The organism is Serratia oryzae, assembly GCF_001976145.1.
In the GTDB taxonomy this organism is placed as follows: domain Bacteria; phylum Pseudomonadota; class Gammaproteobacteria; order Enterobacterales; family Enterobacteriaceae; genus Chania; species Chania oryzae.
This window is the reverse complement of the sequence record NZ_MOXD01000003.1, coordinates 399,648-424,939: the sequence shown is the minus strand read 5'-3', so window position 1 is coordinate 424,939 and position 25,292 is coordinate 399,648. Positions and strand designations below refer to the sequence as shown.

General features: G+C 54.0%; 20 protein-coding genes. 19 read left to right on the top strand and 1 reads right to left on the bottom strand.

The window, feature by feature from the left end; translation table 11 throughout:
- Positions 1-285 precede the first annotated feature (285 nt).
- The 14 genes from lrhA to nuoN all read left to right on the top strand — a co-directional run bounded on the left by lrhA (position 286) and on the right by nuoN (position 17,137).
- Positions 286-1,224: a transcriptional regulator LrhA gene (gene lrhA, locus BMI79_RS07895; protein WP_076941581.1), complete on the top strand. Its 939-nt coding sequence runs from the start codon at positions 286-288 to the stop codon at positions 1,222-1,224.
- Between the two features lie 709 nt (positions 1,225-1,933).
- Positions 1,934-2,374 (top strand): NADH-quinone oxidoreductase subunit A, encoded by a 441-nt coding sequence (locus BMI79_RS07890; protein WP_076941580.1) that lies wholly within the window; start codon positions 1,934-1,936, stop codon positions 2,372-2,374.
- Positions 2,375-2,389: 15 nt separating this feature from the next.
- Positions 2,390-3,064: a NuoB/complex I 20 kDa subunit family protein gene (locus BMI79_RS07885; RefSeq protein WP_076941579.1), complete on the top strand. Its 675-nt coding sequence runs from the start codon at positions 2,390-2,392 to the stop codon at positions 3,062-3,064.
- Positions 3,065-3,160: 96 nt separating this feature from the next.
- On the top strand, positions 3,161-4,966 hold the full coding sequence (gene nuoC, locus BMI79_RS07880; RefSeq protein WP_076941578.1) for an NADH-quinone oxidoreductase subunit C/D: 1,806 nt from the start codon (positions 3,161-3,163) through the stop codon (positions 4,964-4,966).
- A gap of 2 nt (positions 4,967-4,968) precedes the next feature.
- A complete protein-coding gene (gene nuoE / locus BMI79_RS07875; protein ID WP_076941577.1) occupies positions 4,969-5,502 on the top strand; it encodes an NADH-quinone oxidoreductase subunit NuoE in 534 nt (177 codons plus the stop codon).
- Complete coding sequence (nuoF, locus tag BMI79_RS07870) at positions 5,499-6,851, top strand: NADH-quinone oxidoreductase subunit NuoF (RefSeq protein ID WP_076941576.1); 1,353 nt, start codon at positions 5,499-5,501, stop codon at positions 6,849-6,851. The genes nuoE and nuoF overlap by 4 nt, the downstream gene beginning before the upstream one ends.
- A 101-nt stretch (positions 6,852-6,952) precedes the next feature.
- Positions 6,953-9,688, top strand: a complete 2,736-nt coding sequence (nuoG, locus tag BMI79_RS07865; protein WP_095996108.1) for an NADH-quinone oxidoreductase subunit NuoG — start codon at positions 6,953-6,955, stop codon at positions 9,686-9,688.
- Positions 9,685-10,662: an NADH-quinone oxidoreductase subunit NuoH gene (gene nuoH / locus BMI79_RS07860; protein WP_076941574.1), complete on the top strand. Its 978-nt coding sequence runs from the start codon at positions 9,685-9,687 to the stop codon at positions 10,660-10,662. Before nuoG ends, nuoH begins: the two co-directional genes overlap by 4 nt.
- A gap of 14 nt (positions 10,663-10,676) precedes the next feature.
- Positions 10,677-11,219, top strand: coding sequence for an NADH-quinone oxidoreductase subunit NuoI (nuoI, locus tag BMI79_RS07855; RefSeq protein ID WP_076941573.1), 543 nt, complete (start codon positions 10,677-10,679; stop codon positions 11,217-11,219).
- 8 nt (positions 11,220-11,227) lie between these two features.
- Complete coding sequence (nuoJ, locus tag BMI79_RS07850; RefSeq protein ID WP_076941572.1) at positions 11,228-11,785, top strand: NADH-quinone oxidoreductase subunit J; 558 nt, start codon at positions 11,228-11,230, stop codon at positions 11,783-11,785.
- Positions 11,782-12,084: an NADH-quinone oxidoreductase subunit NuoK gene (gene nuoK, locus BMI79_RS07845; protein ID WP_076941571.1), complete on the top strand. Its 303-nt coding sequence runs from the start codon at positions 11,782-11,784 to the stop codon at positions 12,082-12,084. The genes nuoJ and nuoK overlap by 4 nt, the downstream gene beginning before the upstream one ends.
- The gene (nuoL, locus tag BMI79_RS07840) at positions 12,081-13,928 is read left to right on the top strand and encodes an NADH-quinone oxidoreductase subunit L (protein WP_076941570.1); all 1,848 of its coding nucleotides are present in this window, start codon (positions 12,081-12,083) and stop codon (positions 13,926-13,928) included. Before nuoK ends, nuoL begins: the two co-directional genes overlap by 4 nt.
- A gap of 215 nt (positions 13,929-14,143) precedes the next feature.
- Complete coding sequence (gene nuoM, locus BMI79_RS07830) at positions 14,144-15,673, top strand: NADH-quinone oxidoreductase subunit M (RefSeq protein ID WP_076941568.1); 1,530 nt, start codon at positions 14,144-14,146, stop codon at positions 15,671-15,673.
- Positions 15,674-15,679: 6 nt separating this feature from the next.
- A complete protein-coding gene (gene nuoN, locus BMI79_RS07825) occupies positions 15,680-17,137 on the top strand; it encodes an NADH-quinone oxidoreductase subunit NuoN (RefSeq protein ID WP_076941567.1) in 1,458 nt (485 codons plus the stop codon).
- A gap of 201 nt (positions 17,138-17,338) precedes the next feature.
- Here nuoN and BMI79_RS07820 read toward each other — a convergent pair whose 3' ends face one another.
- Positions 17,339-18,211, bottom strand: a complete 873-nt coding sequence (locus BMI79_RS07820) for a LysR family transcriptional regulator (protein WP_076941566.1) — start codon at positions 18,209-18,211, stop codon at positions 17,339-17,341.
- Between the two features lie 340 nt (positions 18,212-18,551).
- Between BMI79_RS07820 and BMI79_RS07815 the strand changes: the two genes are divergently transcribed.
- The 5 genes from BMI79_RS07815 to menF all read left to right on the top strand — a co-directional run bounded on the left by BMI79_RS07815 (position 18,552) and on the right by menF (position 25,207).
- Positions 18,552-20,381, top strand: a complete 1,830-nt coding sequence (locus tag BMI79_RS07815; protein WP_076941565.1) for a thiamine pyrophosphate-binding protein — start codon at positions 18,552-18,554, stop codon at positions 20,379-20,381.
- A 247-nt stretch (positions 20,382-20,628) separates the two neighbouring features.
- Positions 20,629-21,054 (top strand): cupin domain-containing protein, encoded by a 426-nt coding sequence (locus BMI79_RS07810; RefSeq protein ID WP_076941564.1) that lies wholly within the window; start codon positions 20,629-20,631, stop codon positions 21,052-21,054.
- A gap of 314 nt (positions 21,055-21,368) precedes the next feature.
- Positions 21,369-22,235, top strand: coding sequence for a DMT family transporter (locus tag BMI79_RS07805; protein WP_076941563.1), 867 nt, complete (start codon positions 21,369-21,371; stop codon positions 22,233-22,235).
- A 160-nt stretch (positions 22,236-22,395) separates the two neighbouring features.
- Positions 22,396-23,637 carry an MFS transporter gene (locus tag BMI79_RS07800; protein WP_076941562.1) on the top strand — a complete coding sequence of 414 codons (1,242 nt, stop codon included), beginning with the start codon at positions 22,396-22,398 and terminating at the stop codon, positions 23,635-23,637.
- A gap of 277 nt (positions 23,638-23,914) precedes the next feature.
- A complete protein-coding gene (gene menF / locus BMI79_RS07795) occupies positions 23,915-25,207 on the top strand; it encodes an isochorismate synthase MenF (RefSeq protein ID WP_076941561.1) in 1,293 nt (430 codons plus the stop codon).
- The last annotated feature ends 85 nt before the right edge of the window (positions 25,208-25,292 follow it).

Below are 25,292 nucleotides of genomic sequence, written 5' to 3'. Positions count from 1 at the left end.
TCCGTCTGGCTTGCACGATCGGTGAGGAAAGGCGATGGTTTCGTTGTTGGAAGCATCACGTTATTCAGTGATTAAGCACTTTTCGTCGTAACTTCCTCTTTATCAATAAGCTATTGCGATAGATCGCGGATAAAAAGCGATAGAGATAACGAAATATAAGTAATTTTTTTGCCCTCATCTAATGAGTGGGTTACTGTCATGTCTGGCGTTTGCCCTTTTTAGCTGCGCCTTAGAAATACACCAGGGTAGTTTGTAAATTAGAATTTAAAAAGTGAAGAAAACACTATGATAAATGCAAATCGTCCGATACTTAATCTCGACCTCGATCTGCTAAGAACCTTTGTTGCTGTTGCTGATCTGAATACTTTTGCGGCGGCTGCAGTCGCCGTTTGTCGTACCCAGTCAGCGGTCAGTCAACAAATGCAGCGGTTAGAGCAATTGGTAGGCAAAGAGTTATTTGCTCGCCATGGGCGTAATAAGTTATTAACCGAACACGGTATTCAGCTCCTCAGTTATGCCAGGAAAATCCTGCGTTTCAACGATGAAGCCTGTACCTCATTGATGTACAACAATATCAAAGGAGTGCTGACGATCGGTGCTTCTGATGATACTGCGGATACCATCCTTCCTTACCTGCTTAATCGTGTGACGTCGGTCTATCCCAAACTGGCCATTGATGTGCGAGTAAAACGTAGCCCGTTTATGATCGACATGCTGAATACCGGTGAGGTGGATTTAGCTATTACCACTGTGGATACGCAAGGGCATCCACATATTGTCCTGCGTACGTCACCGACCTTATGGTATTGCGCGGCAGATTATCATTTCCAGGCAGGGGAACCGATCCCGCTGGTGGTGTTGGATGAGCCAAGCCCCTTCCGTGAAATGGCGATCTCGCATCTGGATACTGCCGGTATTCCTTGGCGTATCGCTTATGTAGCGTCAACGTTATCCGCGGTGCGGGCGGCGTGCAAAGCGGGTTTGGGGATTACCGCACGGCCGATCGAGATGATGAGCCCCGATCTGCGGGTGTTGGGCACGACAGAAGGTTTACCACATCTTCCAGACACCCAATACTCATTGTGTAAAGACATGAAGTGCGAAAACGAGCTGGCAATGGCGATTTTCAGCGCCGTGCAAAATGGTAATGAGACTTACCATTTCAGCGAGGAGCATGTAGCAAGTGCTAATGGTTCTTGCCTGCCCGATGATGATGAAGAGTAATCGCTAATCGAGCTGTTTTATGGGAAAACCTCTGCTTCGGTGGAGGTTTTTTTTACCCGAAAATCGACTAAACAGCGATTTTTATCAATATTAAATCATTAATTCACTGAAAGCGTTATTTCTCCAACTATTCTTGAGCGGCGAAATGGCTCTGGGTAACAGCAACCCGATTTTGTCTGTTTTTTATGCATAAATAACAAGGGGGTAAAACTCTGGAGTTAAGTGAGGTGTTTTGGTACTTTACTTGTGGTCATTTTTTTAGCTGAGATTGGCAGAAATTGTTAAAGAGCTACACTTTTTTTGAAGATTTCTGTCTGAAACGTGTCTTGGATCAAAAAAATACCCCTAGGTAGTGAGTGGAACAACAGGGAAATCCTGAGAGAATGGTATAGTAAAACTGAAATGTGCATATTGGTTTATGCCTATCTTTTTTCTACATAACCATTGACTGACACGATTTAGCCTGAGCTAACGCATCATATGTTAATCAAATGGCGCGGATGTAAACTAATGTGTGGATTCTTTTGTCGAAGTTGACAAAAGGTTATAGAAAGGAGTAAAAAGCCCACAGTAAAAATGCTGCCTAACTCTCTGTAAAAGCAGCGTGTTCGTGTGGTTATTTATCCTTCCCTTAAATCGATGTGGTGCACTAACTGCCAGTAACAAGAGCAGAGCGATCGACGCCACTTTTGATGAGTAAGCATAGAGTATGTCAACAACCACTGAAGTTATCGCTCATCACTGGGCGTTCGCCGTATTTCTTATCATGGCTGTCGGGCTTTGCGGCTTCATGCTGCTGGGGGCGTTCTTCTTGGGTGGGAGAGCCCAGGCGCGCGCTAAAAATACCCCTTATGAGTCTGGGATCGACTCGGTGGGTTCGGCGCGTATGCGTCTTTCTGCCAAGTTCTATCTCGTCGCCATGTTCTTCGTTATCTTCGATGTTGAAGCCCTGTATCTGTATGCCTGGTCGGTCTCCATTCGTGAGAGCGGTTGGGTAGGCTTTATCGAAGCCGCCATTTTTATTTTGGTGTTATTGGCTGGTTTGGTGTATCTGGTGCGCATCGGCGCATTGGATTGGACTCCGGTGCGTTCCAAGCGCCTGAGCAAGCCAAGCACAATCAAGAACGCTAGCAACAGTCATCCGCAGTAACAGCGAGGCATTAAGATGGACTATACGCTCACCCGCATAGACCCGAACGGTGAGAACGACCGTTATCCCCTGCAAAAACAGGAGATCGTTGGCGATCCCCTGGAGCAGCAGGTTCACCGCACGGTTTACATGGGTAAACTCGAACATGCGTTGCATGACATGGTGAACTGGGGGCGTAAAAACTCTCTTTGGCCGTATAACTTCGGCCTTTCGTGCTGTTATGTGGAAATGGTGACTTCGTTTACCGCCGTGCATGACGTGGCTCGTTTTGGTGCGGAAGTGTTGCGTGCCTCTCCTCGCCAAGCGGATTTTATGGTGGTTGCGGGTACCTGCTTCACCAAGATGGCCCCGGTTATTCAGCGCCTGTACGAGCAGATGCTGGAGCCTAAGTGGGTGATCTCGATGGGTGCCTGTGCCAACTCCGGCGGGATGTACGATATCTATTCCGTGGTGCAGGGCGTTGATAAATTCCTGCCGGTTGATGTCTACATTCCAGGCTGCCCACCGCGCCCGGAGGCCTATATGCAAGCGTTATTGCTGCTGCAGGAATCTATCGGTAAAGAACGTCGCCCGCTGTCGTGGGTGGTTGGCGATCAGGGCGTTTACCGCGCCAATATGCAGTCTGAAAAAGAGCGTAAGCACGCCGAGCGTATTGCGGTAACCAACCTGCGGACGCCTGACGAGATTTAAAGCGTTCATTTAACGTCCATCTTAGTGCGTTATTGGTTAGCTCCGCGAAAAGTTTAACTTGCGGCGAAATAACCCTTTAGTGTGGTGAAAAAAATTATGACAGATTTAACGACGCACGACGCTTCGTCTGCTCGGCCAGCATGGGAAACCAGGGATCATCTTGACGATCCGGTGATTGGCGAACTGCGCAACCGTTTTGGGCCGGAAGCCTTTACCGTTCAGCCCACCCGTACCGGAATGCCCGTGGTATGGGTTAAGCCTGACCAGTTACTGGAAGTCATGACGTTCCTAAGAAAACAGCCCAAGCCTTATGTGATGCTGTTCGATCTGCATGGTGTTGATGAGCGTCTGCGTACTCACCGTCAGGGTCTGCCTGCTGCAGATTTTTCTGTTTTCTATCATCTGATTTCAATCGAACGTAACCGTGACATCATGCTGAAAGTGGCGCTGTCTGAAAAAGATCTGCACGTGCCCACAGCAACCAAAGTGTTCCCGAATGCCAACTGGTATGAGCGCGAAACCTGGGAAATGTTCGGTATTACCTTCGATGGCCACCCGCATCTGACGCGCATCATGATGCCGCAGACCTGGGAAGGCCATCCACTGCGTAAAGATTATCCGGCGCGTGCGACAGAATTCGATCCGTTTGTTTTGACCAAGCAGAAAGAAGATCTGGAGATGGAGTCGCTGAAATTCAAGCCGGAAGATTGGGGCATGAAGCGCGGCACTGAGAACGAGGACTTCATGTTCCTTAACCTCGGCCCGAACCACCCGTCTTCACACGGCGCATTCCGTATTATTCTGCAACTGGATGGCGAAGAGATCGTCGATTGTGTGCCGGACGTGGGCTATCATCACCGCGGTGCCGAGAAGATGGGCGAACGCCAGTCCTGGCACAGCTACATTCCGTACACCGACCGTATCGAGTATCTCGGCGGCTGCGTGAACGAAATGCCTTACGTACTGGCGGTTGAAAAGCTGGCCGGGATCGTAGTGCCGGATCGTGTTAACACCATCCGCGTCATGCTCTCCGAACTGTTCCGCATCAACAGCCATCTGCTGTACATCAGTACCTTTATTCAGGATGTGGGCGCGATGACCCCGGTGTTCTTCGCCTTTACCGATCGTCAAAAAGTGTACGATTTGGTGGAAGCGATTACCGGTTTCCGTATGCATCCGGCCTGGTTCCGCATTGGTGGTGTAGCACACGATCTGCCGCGCGGTTGGGATCGCTTACTGCGTGATTTCCTTGACTGGATGCCAAAACGCCTTGATTCTTACGTCAAAGCCGCGCTGAAAAACAGCATCCTCAAAGGTCGTTCGATCGGTGTTGCTTCCTACAACGCTAAAGAAGCGTTGGAGTGGGGCGTGACCGGCGCGGGCCTGCGTGCTACCGGTATCGAGTTTGACGTGCGTAAATGGCGTCCGTACTCCGGCTATGAAAACTTCGATTTCGAAGTGCCGGTCGGTGATGGCAACAGCGACTGCTATACCCGCGTGATGTTGAAAGTAGAAGAATTGCGCCAGAGCCTGCGGATTCTTGAGCAGTGCCTGAACAACATGCCGGAAGGCCCATTCAAGGCCGATCACCCGCTGACTACGCCGCCGCCGAAAGAGCGCACGCTGCAGCATATTGAAACGCTGATCACCCACTTCCTGCAGGTTTCCTGGGGCCCGGTGATGCCAGCCAACGAATCATTCCAGATGATTGAAGCCACGAAAGGGATTAACAGCTACTACCTGACCAGCGACGGCAGCACTATGAGCTATCGCACCCGGGTACGTACGCCAAGCTTTGCTCACTTGCAGCAAATCCCGGCGGTAATCCGTGGCAGCCTGGTCTCCGACCTGATCGTCTATCTGGGTAGTATCGATTTTGTAATGTCAGATGTGGACCGCTAACTATGCATGATCATAACGATGCACTTGAGCCGATTAATGCAGTCGTTCCCGAAAACGGTGCCGATGCATTTGTGCTGAGCGCGCAAGAGCGTGATGCGATCGAGCACGAAAAGCACCATTACGAGGATCCTCGCGCGGCTTCTATCGAAGCACTGAAAATTGTGCAGAAGCAGCGTGGCTGGGTGCCTGATGGGGCGATTTATGCCATTGCTGAAGTGCTGGGTATTCCTGCCAGCGACGTAGAGGGCGTGGCCACGTTCTACAGCCAGATTTTCCGTCAGCCTGTCGGGCGCCACATAATCCGTTATTGTGACAGCGTAGTGTGTCACATCAATGGTTATCAGGGCATTCAGGCGGCACTGGAGAAGAAACTCAATATCAAGCCGGGTCAAACCACCTTCGATGGCCGCTTTACGCTGCTGCCAACCTGCTGCCTGGGCAACTGCGACAAAGGCCCAAGCATGATGATCGATGAGGATACTCACGCTCATCTGACGCCGGAAAATGCGGTCGAATTGTTGGAGCGGTATAAATGATGATAGATATCAAACGTACTGCCGAAATGCATCCTCTCACCTGGCGGTTGCGCGATGACCAACAGCCGGTGTGGCTGGATGAATATCGTAGCAAAAACGGTTACGTCGGCGCGGAAAAAGCCCTTAAAGGCCTGGCACCCGATGAGATCGTCAATCTGGTAAAAGACGCCGGGCTGAAAGGCCGTGGCGGTGCAGGTTTCTCCACCGGTTTGAAGTGGAGCCTGATGCCGAAAGACGAATCCATGAACATCCGTTATCTGTTGTGTAACGCCGATGAAATGGAACCGGGGACGTATAAAGATCGCCTGCTGATGGAGCAACTGCCGCACCTGCTGGTGGAAGGCATGTTGATCTCCGCATTCGCGCTAAAAGCCTACCGGGGCTACATCTTCCTACGTGGCGAATATATCGAAGCGGCCGTGCATCTGCGCCGTGCGATTGCCGAAGCCACCGAAGCGGGCCTGTTGGGTAAAAATATCCTGGGCAGCGGCTTCGATTTTGAACTGATCGTTCATACCGGTGCTGGTCGTTACATCTGCGGTGAAGAAACTGCCTTGATCAACTCGCTGGAAGGCCGCCGTGCCAACCCGCGCTCCAAGCCTCCGTTCCCGGCGTCTGCCGGTGCCTGGGGCAAGCCGACCTGCGTAAACAACGTCGAAACCCTGTGCAACGTGCCTGCAATTCTTGAGCACGGCGTTGACTGGTACAAAGGCATTTCCGCCGGTAAGAGCAACGACGCGGGCACCAAACTGATGGGCTTCTCCGGCCGGGTGAAAAACCCAGGCGTGTGGGAACTGCCGTTTGGCACCACCGCGCGTGAAATTCTGGAAGATTACGCTGGCGGTATGCGCGATGGCCTGAAATTTAAAGCCTGGCAGCCGGGTGGTGCCGGAACCGACTTCCTGACCGCCGATCATCTGGATCTGCCTATGGACTTCGAGCATATCGGCAAAGCGGGTAGCCGCCTGGGTACCGCGCTGGCGATGGCGGTAGATCACGAAATCGGCATGGTTTCCCTGGTGCGTAACCTGGAGGAGTTCTTTGCCCGTGAGTCCTGCGGTTGGTGTACGCCGTGCCGCGACGGCCTGCCGTGGAGCGTGAAGATCCTGCGTGCATTGGAAAATGGCCAAGGGCAGCCGGGGGATATTGAAACCCTTGAGCAACTGTGTCGCTCCCTCGGCCCAGGCAAAACCTTTTGTGCCCATGCGCCAGGTGCCGTAGAGCCACTGCAAAGCGCGATTAAATATTTCCGTGACGAGTTTGAAGCTGGTATTGCCACCCAGCACTTTGGCAACACTCAGGTGATTGGCGGTATTCAGCCAAACAACTTGTTAAAACAGCGCTGGTAGCCGCTATACCCGGCGTCTTTTGCCTTGTTAAAAGGCGCGGGGCATACAGAATTTTTGATTAACGCCTGCCATTAAGCAGGCCACTTGGAAGCATGCTGACTATGGCTACGATTCATGTAGACGGCAAAGAATACGACGTAGATGGAGCCGACAACCTGTTGCAGGCGTGTCTCTCCCTCGGGCTCGATATTCCTTACTTTTGCTGGCATCCGGCGCTGGGAAGCGTCGGCGCTTGCCGCCAATGTGCGGTAAAGCAATACCAAAACGCGGACGATACGCGTGGCCGTTTGGTGATGTCTTGTATGACACCGGCATCTGATGGGACCTTCATTTCCATTGATGATGCCGAAGCCAAGCAGTTCCGTGAAAGCGTGGTCGAATGGTTGATGACCAACCATCCGCACGATTGTCCGGTATGTGAAGAGGGCGGCAACTGTCACCTGCAGGATATGACGGTAATGACCGGCCACAGCTTCCGGAGATACCGCTTCACCAAGCGTACTCATAACAACCAGGAACTGGGGCCGTTTATCTCTCATGAGATGAACCGCTGCATTGCCTGTTACCGCTGCGTGCGTTACTACAAAGATTATGCAGACGGCACCGATTTTGGTGTCTACGGTGCCCATGACAACGTCTACTTTGGCCGCCCAGAGAGCGGTACGCTGGAAAGCGAGTTTTCCGGTAACTTGGTAGAAGTCTGCCCAACCGGCGTATTCACTGACAAGACCCACTCTGAGCGTTATAACCGCAAATGGGACATGCAGTTTGCACCGAGCATCTGCCAGCAGTGCAGCGTCGGTTGCAACACCAGCCCCGGTGAGCGTTATGGCGAACTGCGTCGTATCGAAAACCGTTATAACGGCAGTGTGAACCACTATTTCCTGTGTGACCGTGGTCGTTTTGGCTATGGCTATGTCAACCTGAAGGATCGTCCGCGCCAACCGCAACAGCTGCGTGGTAACGACTGGATCACCCTGAACGCCGAACAGGCGATGCAGGGCGCGGCAGATATTCTGCGTCAGGCGAAGAAAACTATCGGTATCGGTTCACCGCGTGCCAGCCTGGAAAGCAACTTTGCGCTGCGTGAACTGGTGGGGGCGGAGAACTTCTATACCGGTATCAATCAGGCAGAACAACAGCGCCTGAACCTGATGCTTAACGTGCTGAAAAACAGTGGTGTTACCACCCCTAACCTGCGTGACATTGAAAGCTACGATGCGGTACTGGTGCTGGGCGAAGATCTGACTCAGACCGGTGCCCGTATTGCGCTTGCGGTACGTCAGGCGGTGAAGGGTAAAGCCCGCGCCATGGCCGCAGCACAGCGCGTGGCCGACTGGCAGATCGCCGCGGTGCAGAATATTGGCCAGCATGCTAAACACCCGCTGTTTGTCACCAACGTGGATAACACCCGCCTGGATGATATCGCCGCCTGGAACTACCGTGCGCCGGTTGATGAGCAAGCCCGTTTAGGCTTCGCCATTGCCCATGCGCTGGATGAGTCTGCACCGGCGGTGACCGATCTGGCTGCAGATCTGAACAAGAAAATTGATGTGATCGTGCAGGCTTTAGCAGGCGCGCAGAAGCCGTTGATCATCTCCGGCAGTAATGCGGGCAGTGATGCCATTATCGAAGCGGCAGCCAATATCGCCAAGGCGTTGAAAGGCCGTGGTGCCAACGTCGGTATTACCTTCGTGGCCGCGGCTGCCAACAGCATGGGGCTGGCGATGATCGGCGGTGGTTCTCTGGATGAAGCACTGTCGCAACTGGAAAACGGTGTAGCCGATACCGCGATCGTGATGGAGAACGATCTCTACCGTCATGCTCCGGCAGCGAAGGTAGATGCGGCACTGGCCAATGTTAATAACCTGATTGTGGCCGATCATCAGCGCACCGCCATCATGGAAAAAGCCAACCTGATCCTGTCTGCCGCCAGTTTTGCCGAGAGCGACGGGACGCTGGTCAACCAGGAGGGCCGTGCGCAGCGCTTCTTCCAGGTCTATGACCCGGCTTATTACGATGACGCCAAGAACAATATCCACAGCGTGATGCTGGAAAGCTGGCGTTGGATGCACTCGTTGCATTCGACCTACACCAGCCGCCAGGTTGACTGGACACAGTTGGACGATGTCATCGAAGCCTGTGTGGCTGCATTGCCGCAATTGCAGGGGATTGTCGAGGCGGCGCCAGATGCCACCTTCCGCATTCGTGGCCAGAAACTGGCACGTTCGCCGCACCGTTACAGCGGCCGTACCGCAATGCGTGCTGATATCAGCGTGCATGAACCGCGTCAACCGCAGGATAAAGACACCATGTTCGCCTTCTCGATGGAAGGGAACAACAGCCCGTTGGCCAATCGCCAGCAGATCCCGTTCGCTTGGGCACCCGGTTGGAACTCACCGCAGGCATGGAACAAGTTCCAGGCCGAAGTGGGCGGCAAACTGCGTCATGGCGATCCGGGTGTGCGTCTGATCGAAGCGGGGGAGGGGAACCTCGGTTACTTCACCACGATCCCGGCGGCATTCAAGGCCGAAGGCTGGCGTGTGGCGCCGTATTACCACCTGTTCGGCAGTGACGAAATGTCGCAACGTGCCGATGTGATCCAGCAACGTATGCCGCAGGCCTATGTGATGGTCAACAGTGCCGATGCCGCTCAGCTTGGTGTGAACGCCGGTGCCTGGTTAGAGTTTACCTGTGCTGGTCAAACGCTGCGTTTGCCGGCGCGTTTGAGCGAAACTCTGGCGCAGGGGCAGGTGGGTTTGCCGCTCGGCTTGCCAGGTATCCCGCCGGTATTGGTGGGCGCAACGGTTGAAAATCTGCGGGAGGCAGCACAATGAGCTGGTTTACGCCTGGGGTGATCGAGATTCTGATCGCCGTTCTGAAAGCGGTGGCGATCCTGCTGGTGGTTGTCACCTGCGGGGCCTTCATGAGCTTCGGTGAGCGCCGTCTGCTGGGCCTGTTCCAGAACCGTTACGGGCCAAACCGTGTCGGCTGGGGCGGTTCGCTGCAGTTGGTTGCCGACATGATCAAAATGTTCTTCAAAGAAGACTGGGTGCCGACCTTCTCCGACCGGGTGATCTTTACCCTGGCACCGATGATCGCCTTTACTTCTTTGCTGTTGGCCTTTGCTATCGTGCCGGTCAGCCCTAGCTGGGCGGTGTCCGATCTCAATATCGGTATTCTGTTCTTCCTGATGATGGCCGGTCTGGCGGTGTATGCCGTGCTGTTCGCCGGTTGGTCGAGCAATAACAAATACTCACTGTTGGGAGCGATGCGTGCTTCTGCGCAGACGCTGAGTTATGAAGTGTTCCTCGGTTTGTCACTGATGGGCGTGGTGGCGCAAGCTGGCTCGTTCAACATGCAGGCGATCGTTGAGTCACAGGCTCACGTCTGGAATATCATCCCGCAATTCTTTGGTTTCCTGACCTTTGCCATTGCCGGGGTTGCGGTGTGTCACCGCCATCCGTTTGACCAGCCGGAAGCCGAGCAGGAACTGGCTGACGGTTATCACATTGAATATTCCGGGATGAAGTTCGGTCTGTTCTTTGTGGGGGAATACATCGGTATCGTTACCGTGTCCGCCCTGATTGTGACGTTGTTCTTCGGCGGCTGGCAGGGCCCGTTCCTGCCGCCATTCATCTGGTTTGCATTGAAAACGGCCTTCTTTATGGTGATGTTCATTCTGATCCGTGCATCGCTGCCGCGCCCGCGTTATGACCAGATGATGTCATTTGGCTGGAAAGTTTGCCTGCCATTGACGCTGCTGAACCTGCTGGCAACCGCAGCAGTCATTTTGTACAACGCTCAATAAGGGGTGAATAAACCATGACATTGAAAGAGTTAGTGGTTGGTTTCGGCACCCAGGTGCGCAGCCTTTGGATGATTGGCATGCATGCCTTCGCCAAGCGTGAAACCCAGATGTATCCAGAAGAGCCGGTTTACCTGCCGCCGCGCTACCGTGGCCGGATTGTGCTGACGCGCGATCCTGACGGTGAGGAACGCTGTGTGGCCTGTAACCTGTGTGCGGTTGCTTGCCCGGTGGGGTGTATTTCACTGCAAAAAGCCGAGCGGGAAGATGGCCGCTGGTATCCAGAGTTTTTCCGCGTCAACTTCTCACGCTGCATCTTTTGCGGCCTGTGTGAGGAAGCTTGCCCTACGACGGCTATCCAGCTCACGCCGGACTTTGAAATGGGTGAATTCAAGCGTCAGGATTTAGTGTACGAAAAAGAAGATCTTTTGATCTCGGGGCCGGGTAAATATCCGGAATATAACTTTTACCGGATGGCCGGTATGGCGATTGACGGCAAAGCCAAGGGCGAAGCCGAAAACGAAGCCAAACCGATCGACGTCAAAGGTCTGTTGCCGTAGGAGCAAGCATGGAAATTGCCTTTTATCTGGCAGGTTTGATTGCGATTGTCGCGACGATTCGCGTGATCTCGCATACCAATCCTGTACATGCGCTGCTGTATCTGATCGTTTCATTACTGGCGATCTCGGCAGTCTTTTTCTCATTGGGTGCCTATTTTGCCGGTGCGCTGGAAATCATCGTTTACGCCGGGGCCATTATGGTGCTGTTCGTCTTTGTGGTGATGATGCTCAACCTCGGCAGCGCGGTGCAGCAGCAAGAGCGTGAATGGTTGAAACCGTCGGTATGGATCGGCCCTGGCCTTTTGTCACTGGCGTTGCTGGTGGTGCTGATTATTGCGATCCGCAGCTTGGACGATCAGGGCATCAGCGGTGAGATGGTGGACGCTAAAGCGGTGGGGATCAGTCTGTTTGGTCCTTATGTTCTGGCCGTTGAATTGGCTTCAATGTTGCTGTTGGCCGGTCTGGTTGTTGCCTTCCACGTTGGCCGTGAACACAAGCCGGGTGAAGTGCTGAGCAATGCCCCGGCCAGTGAAATGGCGAAAAGAAAATCGGAGGAGCAAGCATGATCCCTCTCCAACATGGTTTGATTCTGGCGGCGATTCTGTTCGTTCTGGGGCTGACCGGGTTGCTGATCCGTCGTAACCTGCTGTTTATGTTGATCAGCCTGGAAGTGATGATCAACGCGGCGGCGTTGGCCTTCATCGTGGCAGGCAGCTATTGGGTACAGGCGGATGGGCAGATAATGTATATCCTGGCGATCAGCCTGGCGGCGGCGGAGGCCAGTATCGGCCTGGCGTTGCTGCTGCAGCTACACCGTCGTCGTCATACCCTGAATATTGATACTGTCAGTGAGATGCGCGGATGAACCTATTATATTTAACTATTCTGCTACCGCTGATCGGGTTCCTGCTGTTGGCATTTTCCCGTGGCCGCTGGTCTGAGAACACCGCAGCCACCGTCGGCGTGGGGTCTATTGGCTTGGCAGCGCTGGTCACGCTCTATGTTGCGATCGATTTTCTCGGCCAGAGAGTGGCAGGCCTACAGTTGTTTGAACAGAGCCTGTGGAACTGGATGACCGTCGGAGATTTCAACGTCGGCGTGACCCTGGTTCTGGACGGCTTGTCGTTGACCATGCTGTCGGTGGTCACCGGCGTTGGCTTCCTGATCCACATGTTCGCTTCCTGGTACATGCGCGGTGAAGAAGGCTATTCACGCTTCTTCGCCTATACCAACCTGTTTATTGCCAGCATGGTGATCCTGGTACTGGCAGACAACCTGTTGCTGCTGTATCTGGGTTGGGAAGGAGTAGGGCTGTGCAGCTATCTGTTGATCGGCTTCTACTATAAAGATCCGGCCAACGGCGCGGCGGCAATGAAGGCCTTCATCGTGACCCGCGTGGGTGACGTGTTCCTGGCTTTCGCGCTGTTCATTCTGTATCGCGAGTTGGGTACGCTGAATATCCGTGAACTGATGGTGCTGGCACCGCAGAAACTGGCGATTGGCGATACCGCTATCACCTGGGCCACCCTGATGTTACTGGGTGGTGCGGTCGGTAAGTCGGCGCAGCTGCCATTGCAAACCTGGTTGGCAGATGCGATGGCTGGCCCAACGCCGGTGTCGGCGCTGATCCACGCGGCGACCATGGTCACCGCAGGCGTCTACCTGATTGCCCGTACGCACGGTCTGTTCCTGATGGCGCCGGAAGTGCTGAACCTGGTGGGCATCGTCGGGGCGGTAACCCTGCTGCTGGCCGGTTTTGCCGCGCTGGTACAAACCGACATCAAACGCGTGCTTGCATACTCCACCATGAGCCAGATTGGTTACATGTTCCTGGCGCTGGGCGTGCAGGCATGGGATGCGGCGATCTTCCACCTGATGACGCACGCATTCTTTAAAGCCCTGTTGTTCCTGGCGTCCGGCTCGGTGATCCTGGCCTGCCACCATGAGCAGAATATCTTCAAGATGGGCGGCCTGCGTAAGAGTATCCCGCTGGTTTATGTCTGCTTCCTGGTGGGGGGCGCCGCGCTGTCGGCCTTGCCGATCGTTACCGCAGGTTTCTTCAGTAAGGATGAGATTCTGGCAGGTGCCATGGCGAACGGCCACATCAACCTGATGATTGCAGGCCTGATCGGCGCGTTTATGACCTCGCTGTACACTTTCCGTATGATCTTTATCGTGTTCCACGGTGAAGAAAAAATCAAAGCTCATGCTGGTAAAGGCATCACACACCACCTGCCGCTGTTGGTTCTGCTGGTGCTGTCGACCTTCGTTGGCGCGATGATTGTGCCACCGCTCAAGGGCGTGCTGCCGGAGACCACTGAGATGGCACACGGTAGCGTATTGCAACTGGAAATCGCCTCTGGCGTGGTGGCCATTGTCGGTATCCTGCTGGCTGCTGCACTGTGGTTGGGTAAACGCAGCCTGGTGAACAGCATCGCGAACAGTGCGCCAGGCCGCTTCTTCTCGACCTGGTGGTTCCATGCCTGGGGCTTTGACTGGCTGTACGACAAAGTGTTCGTCAAGCCGTATCTGGGCGTAGCCCGGCTGTTGCAAAGCGATCCGCTGAACTCGTTAATGAACCTCCCGGCACTCTTCTCCCGCTGGGGGAACCGTGGCCTGACGGTGAGCGAGAATGGTCAGATCCGCTGGTATATCGCGTCGATGGGTGTGGGTGCAGTGGTCGTATTGGTTCTGTTGACTTTGTTCTAACAGAACAACTCGAATACGATTGTCGGGCATAACGCTCGTTAATTCAGCGTTATGTACAATGTTTTTGCTTTATACCCAAGAATTTCAAGTTGGGGCTAGGCGGCAAGTGTACGAATCCCCAGGAGCTTACTAAAGTAAGTGACTGGGGTGAGTATACGCAGCCAACAACGCACCAGCTTGAAAGGCGAAGGGTAGAATAAGGGATACAAAACGCCATGCTATTACCTTGGCTAATTCTTCTCCCCTTTATCGGCGGTCTGCTGTGTTGGCAGTGTGAGCGTTTCGGTACAAAGGTGCCGCGCTGGATCGCGTTAATTGCAATGGGGCTGACATTGGCGCTTTCTCTGCAACTGTGGTTGCAGGGCGGCTATTCACTGACCAAACCGCTGGGCATTCCACAGTGGCAGTCCGAGTTCCTGCTGCCGTGGATCCCACGCTTTGGCATCAATATCCACCTGGCGCTGGACGGTCTGTCATTGCTGATGGTGGTGTTGACCGGCCTGCTGGGCGTGCTGGCGATCCTCTGTTCCTGGCGTGAAATTCAGAAGTATCAGGGTTTTTTCCACCTGAACCTGCTGTGGATCTTGGGCGGCGTGATCGGTGTGTTCCTGGCCATCGACATGTTCCTGTTCTTCTTCTTCTGGGAAATGATGCTGGTGCCGATGTACTTCCTGATCGCTCTGTGGGGTCATAAGGCGTCGGATGGTAAAACCCGTATCACGGCGGCAACCAAGTTCTTTATCTACACCCAGGCCAGCGGTCTGGTGATGCTGATTGCGATCCTGGGCCTGGTATTTGTGCACTACAATGCGACAGGCGTGTGGACTTTTGCTTATCAGGATCTGCTGAAGACCCCGATGTCGCACAATGTCGAATACCTGCTGATGCTGGGCTTCTTTATCGCTTTCGCGGTGAAAATGCCGGTGGTGCCGTTACACGGCTGGTTGCCGGATGCGCACAGCCAGGCACCCACCGCAGGTTCTGTTGACCTGGCGGGGATCTTGCTGAAAACCGCTGCTTACGGTCTGCTGCGTTTCAGCCTGCCCCTGTTCCCGAATGCTTCTGCCGAGTTTGCACCTATTGCCATGTGGCTGGGTGTGGTGGGTATCTTCTACGGTGCCTGGATGGCGTTTGCCCAAACCGATATCAAGCGTTTGATCGCCTACACCTCGGTTTCGCACATGGGCTTCGTGCTGATTGCCATCTATACCGGCAGCCAGTTGGCTTACCAGGGGGCAGTGATCCAGATGATTGCGCATGGTCTCTCTGCGGCCGGTCTGTTCATCATCTGTGGCCAGTTGTACGAGCGCCTGCATACCCGTGATTTGCGTCAGATGGGGGGCCTGTGGGGCCGAATCAAGCTGATTCCTGCTCTGTCACTGTTCTTCGCTGTGGCAACGCTGGGGATGCCGGGCACTGGTAACTTCGTCGGCGAATTCATGATCCTGTTCGGCAGCTACCAAGTGGTGCCGGTGATCACCGTGATCTCTACCTTCGGTCTGGTGTTTGCTTCGGTTTATGCGTTGATCATGATGCAGCGTGCTTACTATGGTGCAGCGAAATCGGATCAGCCGTTGCCAGGCATGTCCATGCGTGAATTGTTCATCATTCTGCTGTTGGTGGTTCTGTTGGTTCTGTTGGGCGTTTATCCTCAACCGATCCTCGATACTTCCAGTGCAGCAATGAGCAACGTGCAACACTGGTTTGGTCCGTCAGTTTCAGCAATTTCAACAACAAGGCCGTAATTCGCCATGACAATAACTCCTCAACAACTGATCGCACTGTTACCGCTGTTGATCGTCGGATTGACGGTGGTGGTTGTGATGCTGTGCATTGCGTGGCGACGCGACCATTTTATCAACGCCACCCTGACAGTCATCGGTCTTAACCTGGCGCTGTTTTCACTCTATTTTGTCGGCCAGGTTGGCCCTATGGATGTCACTCCGCTAATGCGGATTGATGGTTATTCGATGTTCTACACCGGGCTGGTGGTGGTGGCGAGTCTGGCAACCTGTACCTTCGCCTATCCATGGCTGGTGGGCTACCCGGATAACCGTGAAGAGTTTTACCTGCTGGTGCTGATTGCCGCCATGGGCGGTATTCTGCTGGCGAGTGCCAACCACCTGGCTTCGCTGTTCCTCGGTATCGAACTGATCTCGCTGCCACTGTTTGGGCTGGTGGGTTATGCCTATCGCCAGAAGCGTTCGCTGGAAGCGGCCATCAAGTACATGGTGCTGTCCGCTGCGGCCTCGAGCTTCCTGCTGTTCGGCATGGCGCTGCTGTATGCTGAATCCGGCGATCTGTCCCTGGCGGGGCTGGGTAAGAGCCTGCAGGAACATATGGTGCACCAACCGCTGATTCTGGCCGGTATGGGCATGATGATCGTAGGTTTGGGTTTCAAACTCTCTTTGGTGCCGTTCCAGCTGTGGACGCCAGATGTCTATCAGGGCGCTCCCGCGCCGGTTTCAACCTTCCTGGCAACGGCCAGTAAGATTGCGATCTTTGCGGTAGTGATGCGTTTGTTCCTGTATGCACCAGCCGCTGACAGCGAAGCACTGCGCATGGTGTTGTCGATTATCGCCTTCTGCTCGATTCTATTCGGGAACCTGATGGCGATCAGCCAGACCAACATTAAGCGTCTGTTGGGTTACTCCTCCATCGCTCACCTGGGGTATCTGCTGGTGGCGCTGATTGCGGTGCAAACCCATCAACTGTCGATGGAGACCGCAGGCGTTTATCTGGCCGGTTATCTGTTCAGCAGCCTGGGTGCTTTCGGAGTGATCAGCCTGATGTCCAGCCCGTATCGCGGCCCGGATGTTGACTCACTGTTCTCCTACCGTGGTCTGTTCTGGCACAAGCCAATCCTGTCTGCGGTGATGACCGTGATGATGCTGTCGCTGGCAGGGATCCCGATGACGTTGGGCTTTATCGGTAAATTCTTCGTGATAGCGATGGGTGTCAGCGCGCATCTGTGGTGGTTGACTGGGGCTGTGGTGGTCGGGAGTGCGATTGGCTTGTACTACTACCTGCGAGTGACCGTCAGCTTGTTCCTCAGCGCACCAGAAAAACTGGTTCGTGATACGCCAAATAACTGGGCATTGACGGCGGGCGGGGTGGTGGTGCTAATCTCTGCAGCGCTGGTGCTGTTGCTGGGTCTTTACCCGCAGCCGCTGATCGGTCTGGTGCAGATGGCCCAACCGATGTTCTGATGAAGATTTAAGCAGTAAAAAGGTCGCTTCGGCGACCTTTCAGACTGCTGACAAAGCCCGTTATTAGGGAGAGCGTGCCGAAGGGGTCGTAGCGGCGTAAGCCGCCGGAGCGCCCCTCGGTGCGCTAGGCCCGAGTATCTCGGGTTCAAAAGCGACTTTGTCATCAACCTCAAAGGTCGCTTCGGCGACCTTTTTTAATGGCTACTCAGAGTAAGTTTGAAACGACTCTTCCAATGCTTGCACTACCGCCCGAACGCGCGCTGCGCGTTGTAAATCAGGGTGCAGTACCAACCAGATATCTACCCAGTCTTTATTCTCCGGGAAAATGCGTATCAGATCGGGATCTTTATCGGCCAGGAAACACGAAAGCAGCCCTATACCCAAACCATTACGCGTTGCGGAACGCAGCAGCAATTGCGAATTGCATTGTAATACCGCGTTGGGCTCGGCCAGGGTTTCACCACAGAAGTTATTCCAGTGGCGCGGCACCAGTTCACGTGGGAACATTAGCAGATCGTGACCGCGTAAATGATCGCCCTTGGTTGGCATTCCCTGCCTGTCGAGATAATCCTGCGTGGCGTAGAGGCCCATTTCAATGGTGGCCAGGCGCTTGATCACCAGTTCATCAGAATCTGGACGGGCTCCGCGGATCGCCAGATCGGCCCCGCGATAAGAGATGTCAGAAATGTTGACCGCGGTCAGTAAGGTCACGGTAATGCGCGGGTATTTCTCGCGCAGGTTTTTTAGTGCCGGTATAACAAAGGCTTCTGCCATGGTATCGGTGGTGGCGATGCGGACGTTGCCACATAGGCTTTCGTCGCCGCTGGCGGCTTTACGGCCGATCGCCTGCACTGCGTTTTCCATGTTAATCACATCGGCCAGCATCTCCTCGCCTAGCGGACTTAAGGAGAATGACTTTGGCGTGCGGATAAACAGTTTGGAACCCAAGGTTTCTTCAAGAGCGCTGACCCGCCGCCCGACGGTGGCCTGATCGACGCGTAGTTCATTCGCCGCTTTTCGTAAAGTACCGTAGCGTGCCACCGCCAGGAAGAATCGTGCATCATCCCAATTCATTGTGCCGTTTCCTTCTTGGAATCTTATCGGTTTTTAGCCCATTCCCAGTGTGAAGACCCTGTTGTAAAAGGTTTTGGCAAAAAATGAGTCTCATGTATCATAATTATACATTATGTTTCAGGATATGAAAAATGCATCCTTGTGAAGCAGCTTTGCATCTTTATTTTTATTAAACAATCTTTATGCTATCAGCGCTCGTGTTGTGATCTGGTGCACATTTCGTTTTTGGAGCAACCATTCTAGCAGCAGCAAATATGCATGAGAGCCGGTCTTGGTGGGCGTAATTGCTTGATGAGATCCGCTCTGAATCAGTTTGGCTTATCAAGACTGGATATAAAAAATGGAATCTCACGTAGAGAGCATGTATGCCCGCGTAGCATTGGCAACTGCGGGGGGCGTCAGAGTGGTCCCGACACCTGACGTTAAAGCGACCACAAAAAACAATGCAGATGTGATTATCGAAGGTTTGGCGTCGCGCGGAATCCAACATATTTTTCTGGTGCCAGGCAAGCTTGTTTACCCGCTGATTAAATCCATTGAACATTCGACGATTACCGGCATCGTTGGCGCTCACGAAACCGCCTGTGGTTTTATGGCTGATGGTTATGCCCGCGCCAGCCGCAAATTCGGCGTTTGCCTGGGGATTTCCGGCCCTGGCACCATGAATTTCCTGCCTGCCATGGCGGCCGCACAGGCCGATAAAATCCCAGTACTCTATCTGGCGGGCGGGATTGCCACTTACCATGAAGCGCAGGGCGCATTTCAAGATGGCAGCAACAGCGGCCTTGATGAGCTGACGATCGTTAAGCCATTGCTCTCCACGGCCATTGAAGTTAAAAACAACCTCACTCTGCCGCATGAACTGCGTCGCAGTTTGTCCTGCTTGAATACCCAGCGTAAAGGGCGCGCCTATCTCAGCGTACCTATTGATATGCAGAAGACGGTCGCTGCCGGAAGAAACCAGCCAGAGCTACTGCGCATACCGGCATGCCGCGAAGCGGCAGTGGATCAACCGGCACTGGATATGCTGCTCGACAACTATCTCCTGCGCGGGCTGAATGTGGCTTGCCTGGTGGGGAGCCGTGTGAATAATCCTCCGGATGCCGAGTTGCTGTTACGCGTGGCAGAAAAATACCGTCTGCCGGTTGCCACCACGCTTTCGGGCAAGGGGGCTTTCCCTGAGGATCATGAACTGGCGCTGGGCCTGTATGGTTTTGCTGGTCATACCCGTGCGGTGGAAACCATTAATGGTGACAGCGTGGATGTCCTGCTGGTGCTGGGGTGCGATCTCAGCCAACGCGATAGCCTGAATTGGGATCCTAAACTGCATGGTACCAAAACGCTGGTGGTGATTGATGAGGACTTCGATAAGGCGAGTTCTCACTATCAGCCTGACGTACAGATTTTCTCTAATCTGCACGGTTCCCTGCAGGGCCTACTGCACATCATCAATGATGACGATGCGCGCCTGGTGTGCGTAAACCGGCTGCGCGATCAGTGGATGAAACAGGTGCGTATGCTACCGCTGGAACAGCAGCAGTCGGATCTGGTAGCGCGCATCGCCCAGGGCGAAGCCAATATGTACCCTGGGGATGTGATTAAACATTTGCGCCGCAGAACGGCCGATGACGCTAATGTGGTGGTGGATTCAGGCGCGCATCGTATCTTTATGGCACACCACTGGCAGGCGCGTGGCTGCGGTGACTATCATACCTCCAGCTCTCTGGCACCGATGGGGTGGGCAATCTGTGCCGGTATCGGCATCAAGCTGGCTGCCCCGCAACGCGATTGCCTGGTCGTCACCGGTGACGGTTGTATGCTGATGCACGGTATGGAGATCCAGACCGCGGCACGCTATCAGGTAAAAATGACCTTTGTGGTAATGAACAACAGCGCACACGGTGCAGTGCATATCGATACGTTGCAAAATCGGGGTGTTTCTGCGGCGTATACCGCGTTACCGAATCATGATTGGAAAGCCTTTGCCAACAGTTTGGGGGTGGCTTCGGCCTGTGCAACGACGCTAGAAGAGTTGGATCATGCCCTCAGCGCTGCGGCTGAACATGATGGCCCATTCCTGATTGAAGTGATGGTGGGGAACCACGTTGCTCCTAATCATTACTATGCTGAAAGTATCCGCGCATACGAGCAGCGTATAAAAGGGATATAAAACGCGATACGCCATACCCGTGGGTGTGGCGTATCGCTATTTGCTGCACTATTGCTATCAACTTCACTTCCATGTTTCACCCCATTCTATACCCGACGTACTTGGAGTTGCAGCTAGGCGGCAAGGGCATAAGTCCCCAGGAGCATAGATAACTTAGTGACTGGGGTGAGCGCCCGTAGTCAACAACGCTGCGGCTTCAGGTAATAAGGGGATGTTTTTTAATCACAACAACGATGGAGCAATAACCATGTACAAATGGGTACTTCTGGCATTAATGGCCGCATTTCAAGGCAACGCTCTGGCGGCTGGCGAACACGGTGAAGGGATCACCAAAGAAACCCTGTTGAAAAGCGAAACCTCATGGGAAGGCACCGCCTACCGCCACTACCCGGCAGGGGCACCGCAAATCACCATGCTTAAGGTGACCGTGGAGCCGAATAAGGTGCTGGCCTGGCATACTCATCCTTGCATCAGTGCGGTATACATGACCGGCGGCAGCGTTTCTTTGACGGTGAAAGCCACCGGCGTGAAAAAAACCTTTAAACAGGGTGATTCATTTACCGATACGGTAGATATTATCCATCAAGGCGTTTCTGGTGATAAGGGCGCCGAAATGCTGGTGTTCTTTGCCTGTGCAGATAATAAACCATTGACGGTGAAAGCCGCCGAATAATATACCCGTCATATTTCAAGCTGCAGGTGTGTTGACTACGCTCGTTCACCCCAGTCACATAGTGGCCTATGCTCCTAGGGATTATGAGCCTCATTAATGAGGCTCACCCTACGGGCCAGCGCAAGCGCTGTTCAAATCGGTCTACGACCCATTTGTCACGAGCTTGTCGCGTTACTCGGCCCAAGTTTGGGCCTCGCCCCTGTGGGGCCAGCATAAGTGCTGTTCAAAAACGCGTTGCGTTTTTGAACAGCAACTCGAATTATTTAGGGTATAAATCATTTCGCGGCCCTCTTGGGCCGCATTCCGGGGAAGTCATGGTTGCTTTATGGATGGTCGTTGCCAGTGCGTTTTTCGCCTTGATGGGGGCCTGTATCAAACTGGCTTCAGCGAAGGTCGGTTTTTTTGACATCATTTTTTATCGTTCATTTATCAATGTCGCCATCGTGGCGGCGCTGATTAGGGTCAAGCATATCGGCTTCCGCACCCAGCATCTTGGGTTACATATGAAACGTGCCGCCATCGGTAATGCCGCAATGTACTGCGGTTTCTATTCGCTGATCCATCTGCCTATCGCGACGGCAACCACCCTCGGTTACACCAATCCCATCTTCCAGTCGGTGATCGCTTTTGTCACCACTAAAGGTCAATTGACCGGTAAACTGCTGTTCTCCGTATTATTAGGGTTTGTCGGGATCCTCATCCTGCTGCGTCCGGATGTGCCACACGGTGAATTTGCAGCGACGTTAGTCGGCCTGTTTTCCGGGTTATTAACCGCGCTGGCTTATTTTAACGTCGGTAAACTGGTGCGTACCGGCGAGCCTGAACTGCGCGTGGTGTTCTATTTTTCGCTGGTCGGGACACTGGTGGGCCTGGTCATGGCGACGATCGTCGGCTTTGCGGCGCTGGATGCGGCTACGCTGCTGTGCGTTTGCGCCATCGGCGTGTTCGGCAGTTTGGGGCAAATCACCATGACACGGGCTTATGGCAGCGGTAATCCGGTGATTGTCAGCATCCTCTCTTACAGCACTATTATTTTCTCCACGTTGCTCGGCTACCTGATTTTCGCAGAAGCGCTGTCTTCTCTGGCCGCTGTTGGCATGGCCTTGATTATTCTCTCCGGGGCGTTGGCCATGTTACGGCGCGCACCGGCAAAAACAGCAGCTAAAACAGCGTCGGTGTAATTTTGCATCTATATGCATGCATTAATGAATCACTGTGATGCGTTATTGGCTATTTTGACGCTGAGATCCGAACGGTATGATGAGCGCGCTTTCCCACAGGAGCAGTTGTGGCAAGCGATGTTGATTGCGGGCGAAGGCCCGATCGTTGCGGGAGAGAGTAATGTCAGAGGGTGTGGCGGTTGATGGATCAGCCAGAACGGATTCGGGGGCGTCGCGTTTTGCGATTCTGTGGTTTCTCGCGCTGGCACTGATGTCTGCGCTGCTGAACAGCAGTGCGCCGACGCCGCTTTATCCTCTTTACCAGCATGAGTTAGCGTTAACCTCGGTAAGCCTGACGGTGATTTATGGCGCTTATGCGGCAGGTGTGCTGATTTCTTTGTTCGGCGTGGGCAACCTGGCGGGTAAAGTGCGGGATCTGCGTAGCATGATTGTCCCGGCGTTGCTGGTGGTGCTGGTTGGAGCACTACTGTTTGCGCTGGCGGACTCCTTTACCCTGCTGTTTATCGCGCGTTTGCTGGCTGGGATCGGCACCGGAGCGTTGACCGGCGCGGCGAATATTGCCCTAGTGCGTTTTGGCCCCAAGGACGGGGGCAAGAATGCGGCGTTGATCGCCACGCTTTCGTTCACTACCGGGCTGGCGCTGGGGCCGATCTTCAGCGGTGTGGCATTACAGACTGGGTTCTATACCACGTCGATGCCGTTTGTCATTATTATGTTCGTTGCTGCTACCGCAGCATTGGGCGTGATGCTGAAATGGCCGCAGGATGTGGCGCTGGTGGTAAGCAGCGGGCAGGCTGTGGAAACCAGAGTGGAAAACAGCAGCCTGGCGGCAGGGTTACGCGCAACCGGCAGTCAATTTTTCCTGTGCGCTGGGGCATTATTCACCTGCTGGGCGGTAGCGGCGAGTATTCTGGCGATAGGCCCCAGCGTGGCCGAAAAGCTGCTGGGTATGCAAAGCCGCGGCGTTTATGGTTATGTGATCGCGGTGTATCTGGTCATTGCCGGTATCAGCCAGATCTTGAGCCGTCGCTTTAAGGCACGCTATTCGCTGATGTTTGGCTGCCTGGCGCAGGCGCTGTCGGTGGTGGTGTTTGCCGAGGCAATTCAGCTTTATTCGCTGGTGTTGGCCGCGGTGGGTATGGTGATTGCGGGCTATGCCTACGGGGCGATCTTTGTTGGCAGTGCCACCTTGGTGAACCTGATTTCACCGAAGGCCAGCCATGCGCGTTTGATTTCGTTATTCTATGTGATTGCCTACGTTGCCAACTGGGTACCTATTTTGTTGGGAGTGGTGATCGATCATGCCAGTCTGCATCTGGCCGTTAATCTGTTATTTCTGGTCAGCGCCGTGGTTTGCCTGGCCCTAGGTTTATTGGTAATGCGAGCCAAATTCCCACATTAAAACGGATTAAGGATAACTTGCGTTACTATCGATTTCCCTGGTGTTGTGTATCATTTTCAGCGTGCTTGCACGCTGTTTTTTTATGAAAATCCCCCGATTACCTGCAATGCTTGATGCTTTACCTTTGATTGCTCCTTGCCTGCCGTTTGAAAATCACTCATCACGGTTAATCAATAAGCAACTGACTGATATGCCAACAAGCTGAAGGTATTTTTCCGCCCGCCCGTTTTGATTTACCGTATAATTCCCCACGGTGAGTTTGGTTAATGAGGTAGCAGTGGAACAACTTTCGGGATTGTTGCGGCAGTTACGCCAGCAGCTTGAGCAGGATTTTCCCTCTGCAGCCGGAATGCGGCAGATAACATTACCGATTCCCGATCGTCTGGCCGCTATGTTGCTGGAATGGCTGGCAGCACAGACGCAGTTTCCGCAGTTTTACTGGCGCCACCGCGATACACAGCAAGAGGCTGCGGTATGCGGTGCGGTCAGGCAGTTTTCGCATCCTTTGCAGGCGCAGGCGTTTTTGCATGCCTATCCTTGTGCCCGCCTGTGGGGGCTTAACGCTTTCGATGACAGTGCATTGCTGCTGTTGCCACGTGTGGAGATCCTGAGCCGCAGCGGCAAGGGGCAGCTGACGCTGAATCTGTTCTCTGAATCTTCACTGCATGAAGATGCCGTAACCGCAGGCCGTTGGCTTGATGAACTGCGGGTAGCGAAACCGATCGCGGCGTTGCAGGTAAAAGTACAATCGGTGCTGCACCAGCCTGAGCGCCCAGCCTGGGATGCGATGTTGCATGACGCGTTGAAGGCGATCGAAAATCAACAACTGGATAAAGTGGTATTGGCGCGAAGCACGTTGCTGACGTTGGCAAACCCGCTGTTTGCGCCTGCGCTGATGGCCGCCAGCTGCAAGGTTAACCACCTCTGTTACCATTTTATGATGCGTTTTGATGCGCACTCGGCGTTTCTTGGCTCCAGCCCGGAAAGGTTATATTTGCGCGAAGGGCAGCACCTGCTGACTGAAGCATTGGCGGGTACCGTTGCCAGTCACACGGATGAGCGGCAGGCGCGCGCGTTGGCGCAATGGTTGCTGCAGGATGCCAAGAACCGGCAGGAAAACCTGCTGGTGGTTGATGATATCTGCCAGCGTCTGCAAGGTGGTGCCAGTGCGGTAGACGTTCTGCCCCCCGAAGTGGTGCGTTTGCGCAGGGTGCAACACCTGCGGCGGCAGATTGAAGGGCAACTGAACCGTGGTGACGACGCCGACTGCCTGCAAAGGCTGCAGCCGACCGCTGCGGTGGCCGGGTTGCCACGCCAGGCTGCGCGTGACTTTATCCGCCAGCATGAGCCTTTTTCTCGCCATTGGTACGCCGGATCGGCCGGTTATCTCTCTATTGCGCAATCCGAGTTTTGCGTGGCATTGCGATCTACCCAGATCGACGGGGCGCAGATGCAACTGTATGCCGGTGCCGGGATTGTCAGTGGTTCGGATCCGGCGGAGGAATGGCAGGAAATCGAAAATAAAGTGGCTGGCTTGCGGACTCTTCTGCAGCCTGAAGGCGGCTTTTGAGCTTTCCTCCATCGGAATTGATTTGTGCCAGGTAAGCCCGCCGCCGTGAATGATGGCGTTTTTGCGCCAGCGCAAAAGCCGCAAA

What these genes read in the sequence shown, in the direction of transcription:
- BMI79_RS07890 (WP_076941580.1), top strand. Translation starts at nt 1,934, where the DNA reads ATGTCAACAACCACTGAAGTTATCGCTCATCACTGGGCGTTCGCCGTA.
- BMI79_RS07815 (WP_076941565.1), top strand. Translation starts at nt 18,552, where the DNA reads ATGGAATCTCACGTAGAGAGCATGTATGCCCGCGTAGCATTGGCAACT.
- BMI79_RS07800 (WP_076941562.1), top strand. Translation starts at nt 22,396, where the DNA reads ATGTCAGAGGGTGTGGCGGTTGATGGATCAGCCAGAACGGATTCGGGG.
- nuoE (WP_076941577.1), top strand. Translation starts at nt 4,969, where the DNA reads ATGCATGATCATAACGATGCACTTGAGCCGATTAATGCAGTCGTTCCC.
- lrhA (WP_076941581.1), top strand. Translation starts at nt 286, where the DNA reads ATGATAAATGCAAATCGTCCGATACTTAATCTCGACCTCGATCTGCTA.
- nuoL (WP_076941570.1), top strand. Translation starts at nt 12,081, where the DNA reads ATGAACCTATTATATTTAACTATTCTGCTACCGCTGATCGGGTTCCTG.
- nuoI (WP_076941573.1), top strand. Translation starts at nt 10,677, where the DNA reads ATGACATTGAAAGAGTTAGTGGTTGGTTTCGGCACCCAGGTGCGCAGC.
- nuoK (WP_076941571.1), top strand. Translation starts at nt 11,782, where the DNA reads ATGATCCCTCTCCAACATGGTTTGATTCTGGCGGCGATTCTGTTCGTT.
- nuoM (WP_076941568.1), top strand. Translation starts at nt 14,144, where the DNA reads ATGCTATTACCTTGGCTAATTCTTCTCCCCTTTATCGGCGGTCTGCTG.
- nuoJ (WP_076941572.1), top strand. Translation starts at nt 11,228, where the DNA reads ATGGAAATTGCCTTTTATCTGGCAGGTTTGATTGCGATTGTCGCGACG.
- BMI79_RS07820 (WP_076941566.1), bottom strand. Translation starts at nt 18,211, where the DNA reads ATGAATTGGGATGATGCACGATTCTTCCTGGCGGTGGCACGCTACGGT.
- nuoH (WP_076941574.1), top strand. Translation starts at nt 9,685, where the DNA reads ATGAGCTGGTTTACGCCTGGGGTGATCGAGATTCTGATCGCCGTTCTG.
- BMI79_RS07805 (WP_076941563.1), top strand. Translation starts at nt 21,369, where the DNA reads ATGGTTGCTTTATGGATGGTCGTTGCCAGTGCGTTTTTCGCCTTGATG.
- BMI79_RS07810 (WP_076941564.1), top strand. Translation starts at nt 20,629, where the DNA reads ATGTACAAATGGGTACTTCTGGCATTAATGGCCGCATTTCAAGGCAAC.
- nuoF (WP_076941576.1), top strand. Translation starts at nt 5,499, where the DNA reads ATGATGATAGATATCAAACGTACTGCCGAAATGCATCCTCTCACCTGG.
- nuoN (WP_076941567.1), top strand. Translation starts at nt 15,680, where the DNA reads ATGACAATAACTCCTCAACAACTGATCGCACTGTTACCGCTGTTGATC.
- nuoC (WP_076941578.1), top strand. Translation starts at nt 3,161, where the DNA reads ATGACAGATTTAACGACGCACGACGCTTCGTCTGCTCGGCCAGCATGG.
- BMI79_RS07885 (WP_076941579.1), top strand. Translation starts at nt 2,390, where the DNA reads ATGGACTATACGCTCACCCGCATAGACCCGAACGGTGAGAACGACCGT.
- nuoG (WP_095996108.1), top strand. Translation starts at nt 6,953, where the DNA reads ATGGCTACGATTCATGTAGACGGCAAAGAATACGACGTAGATGGAGCC.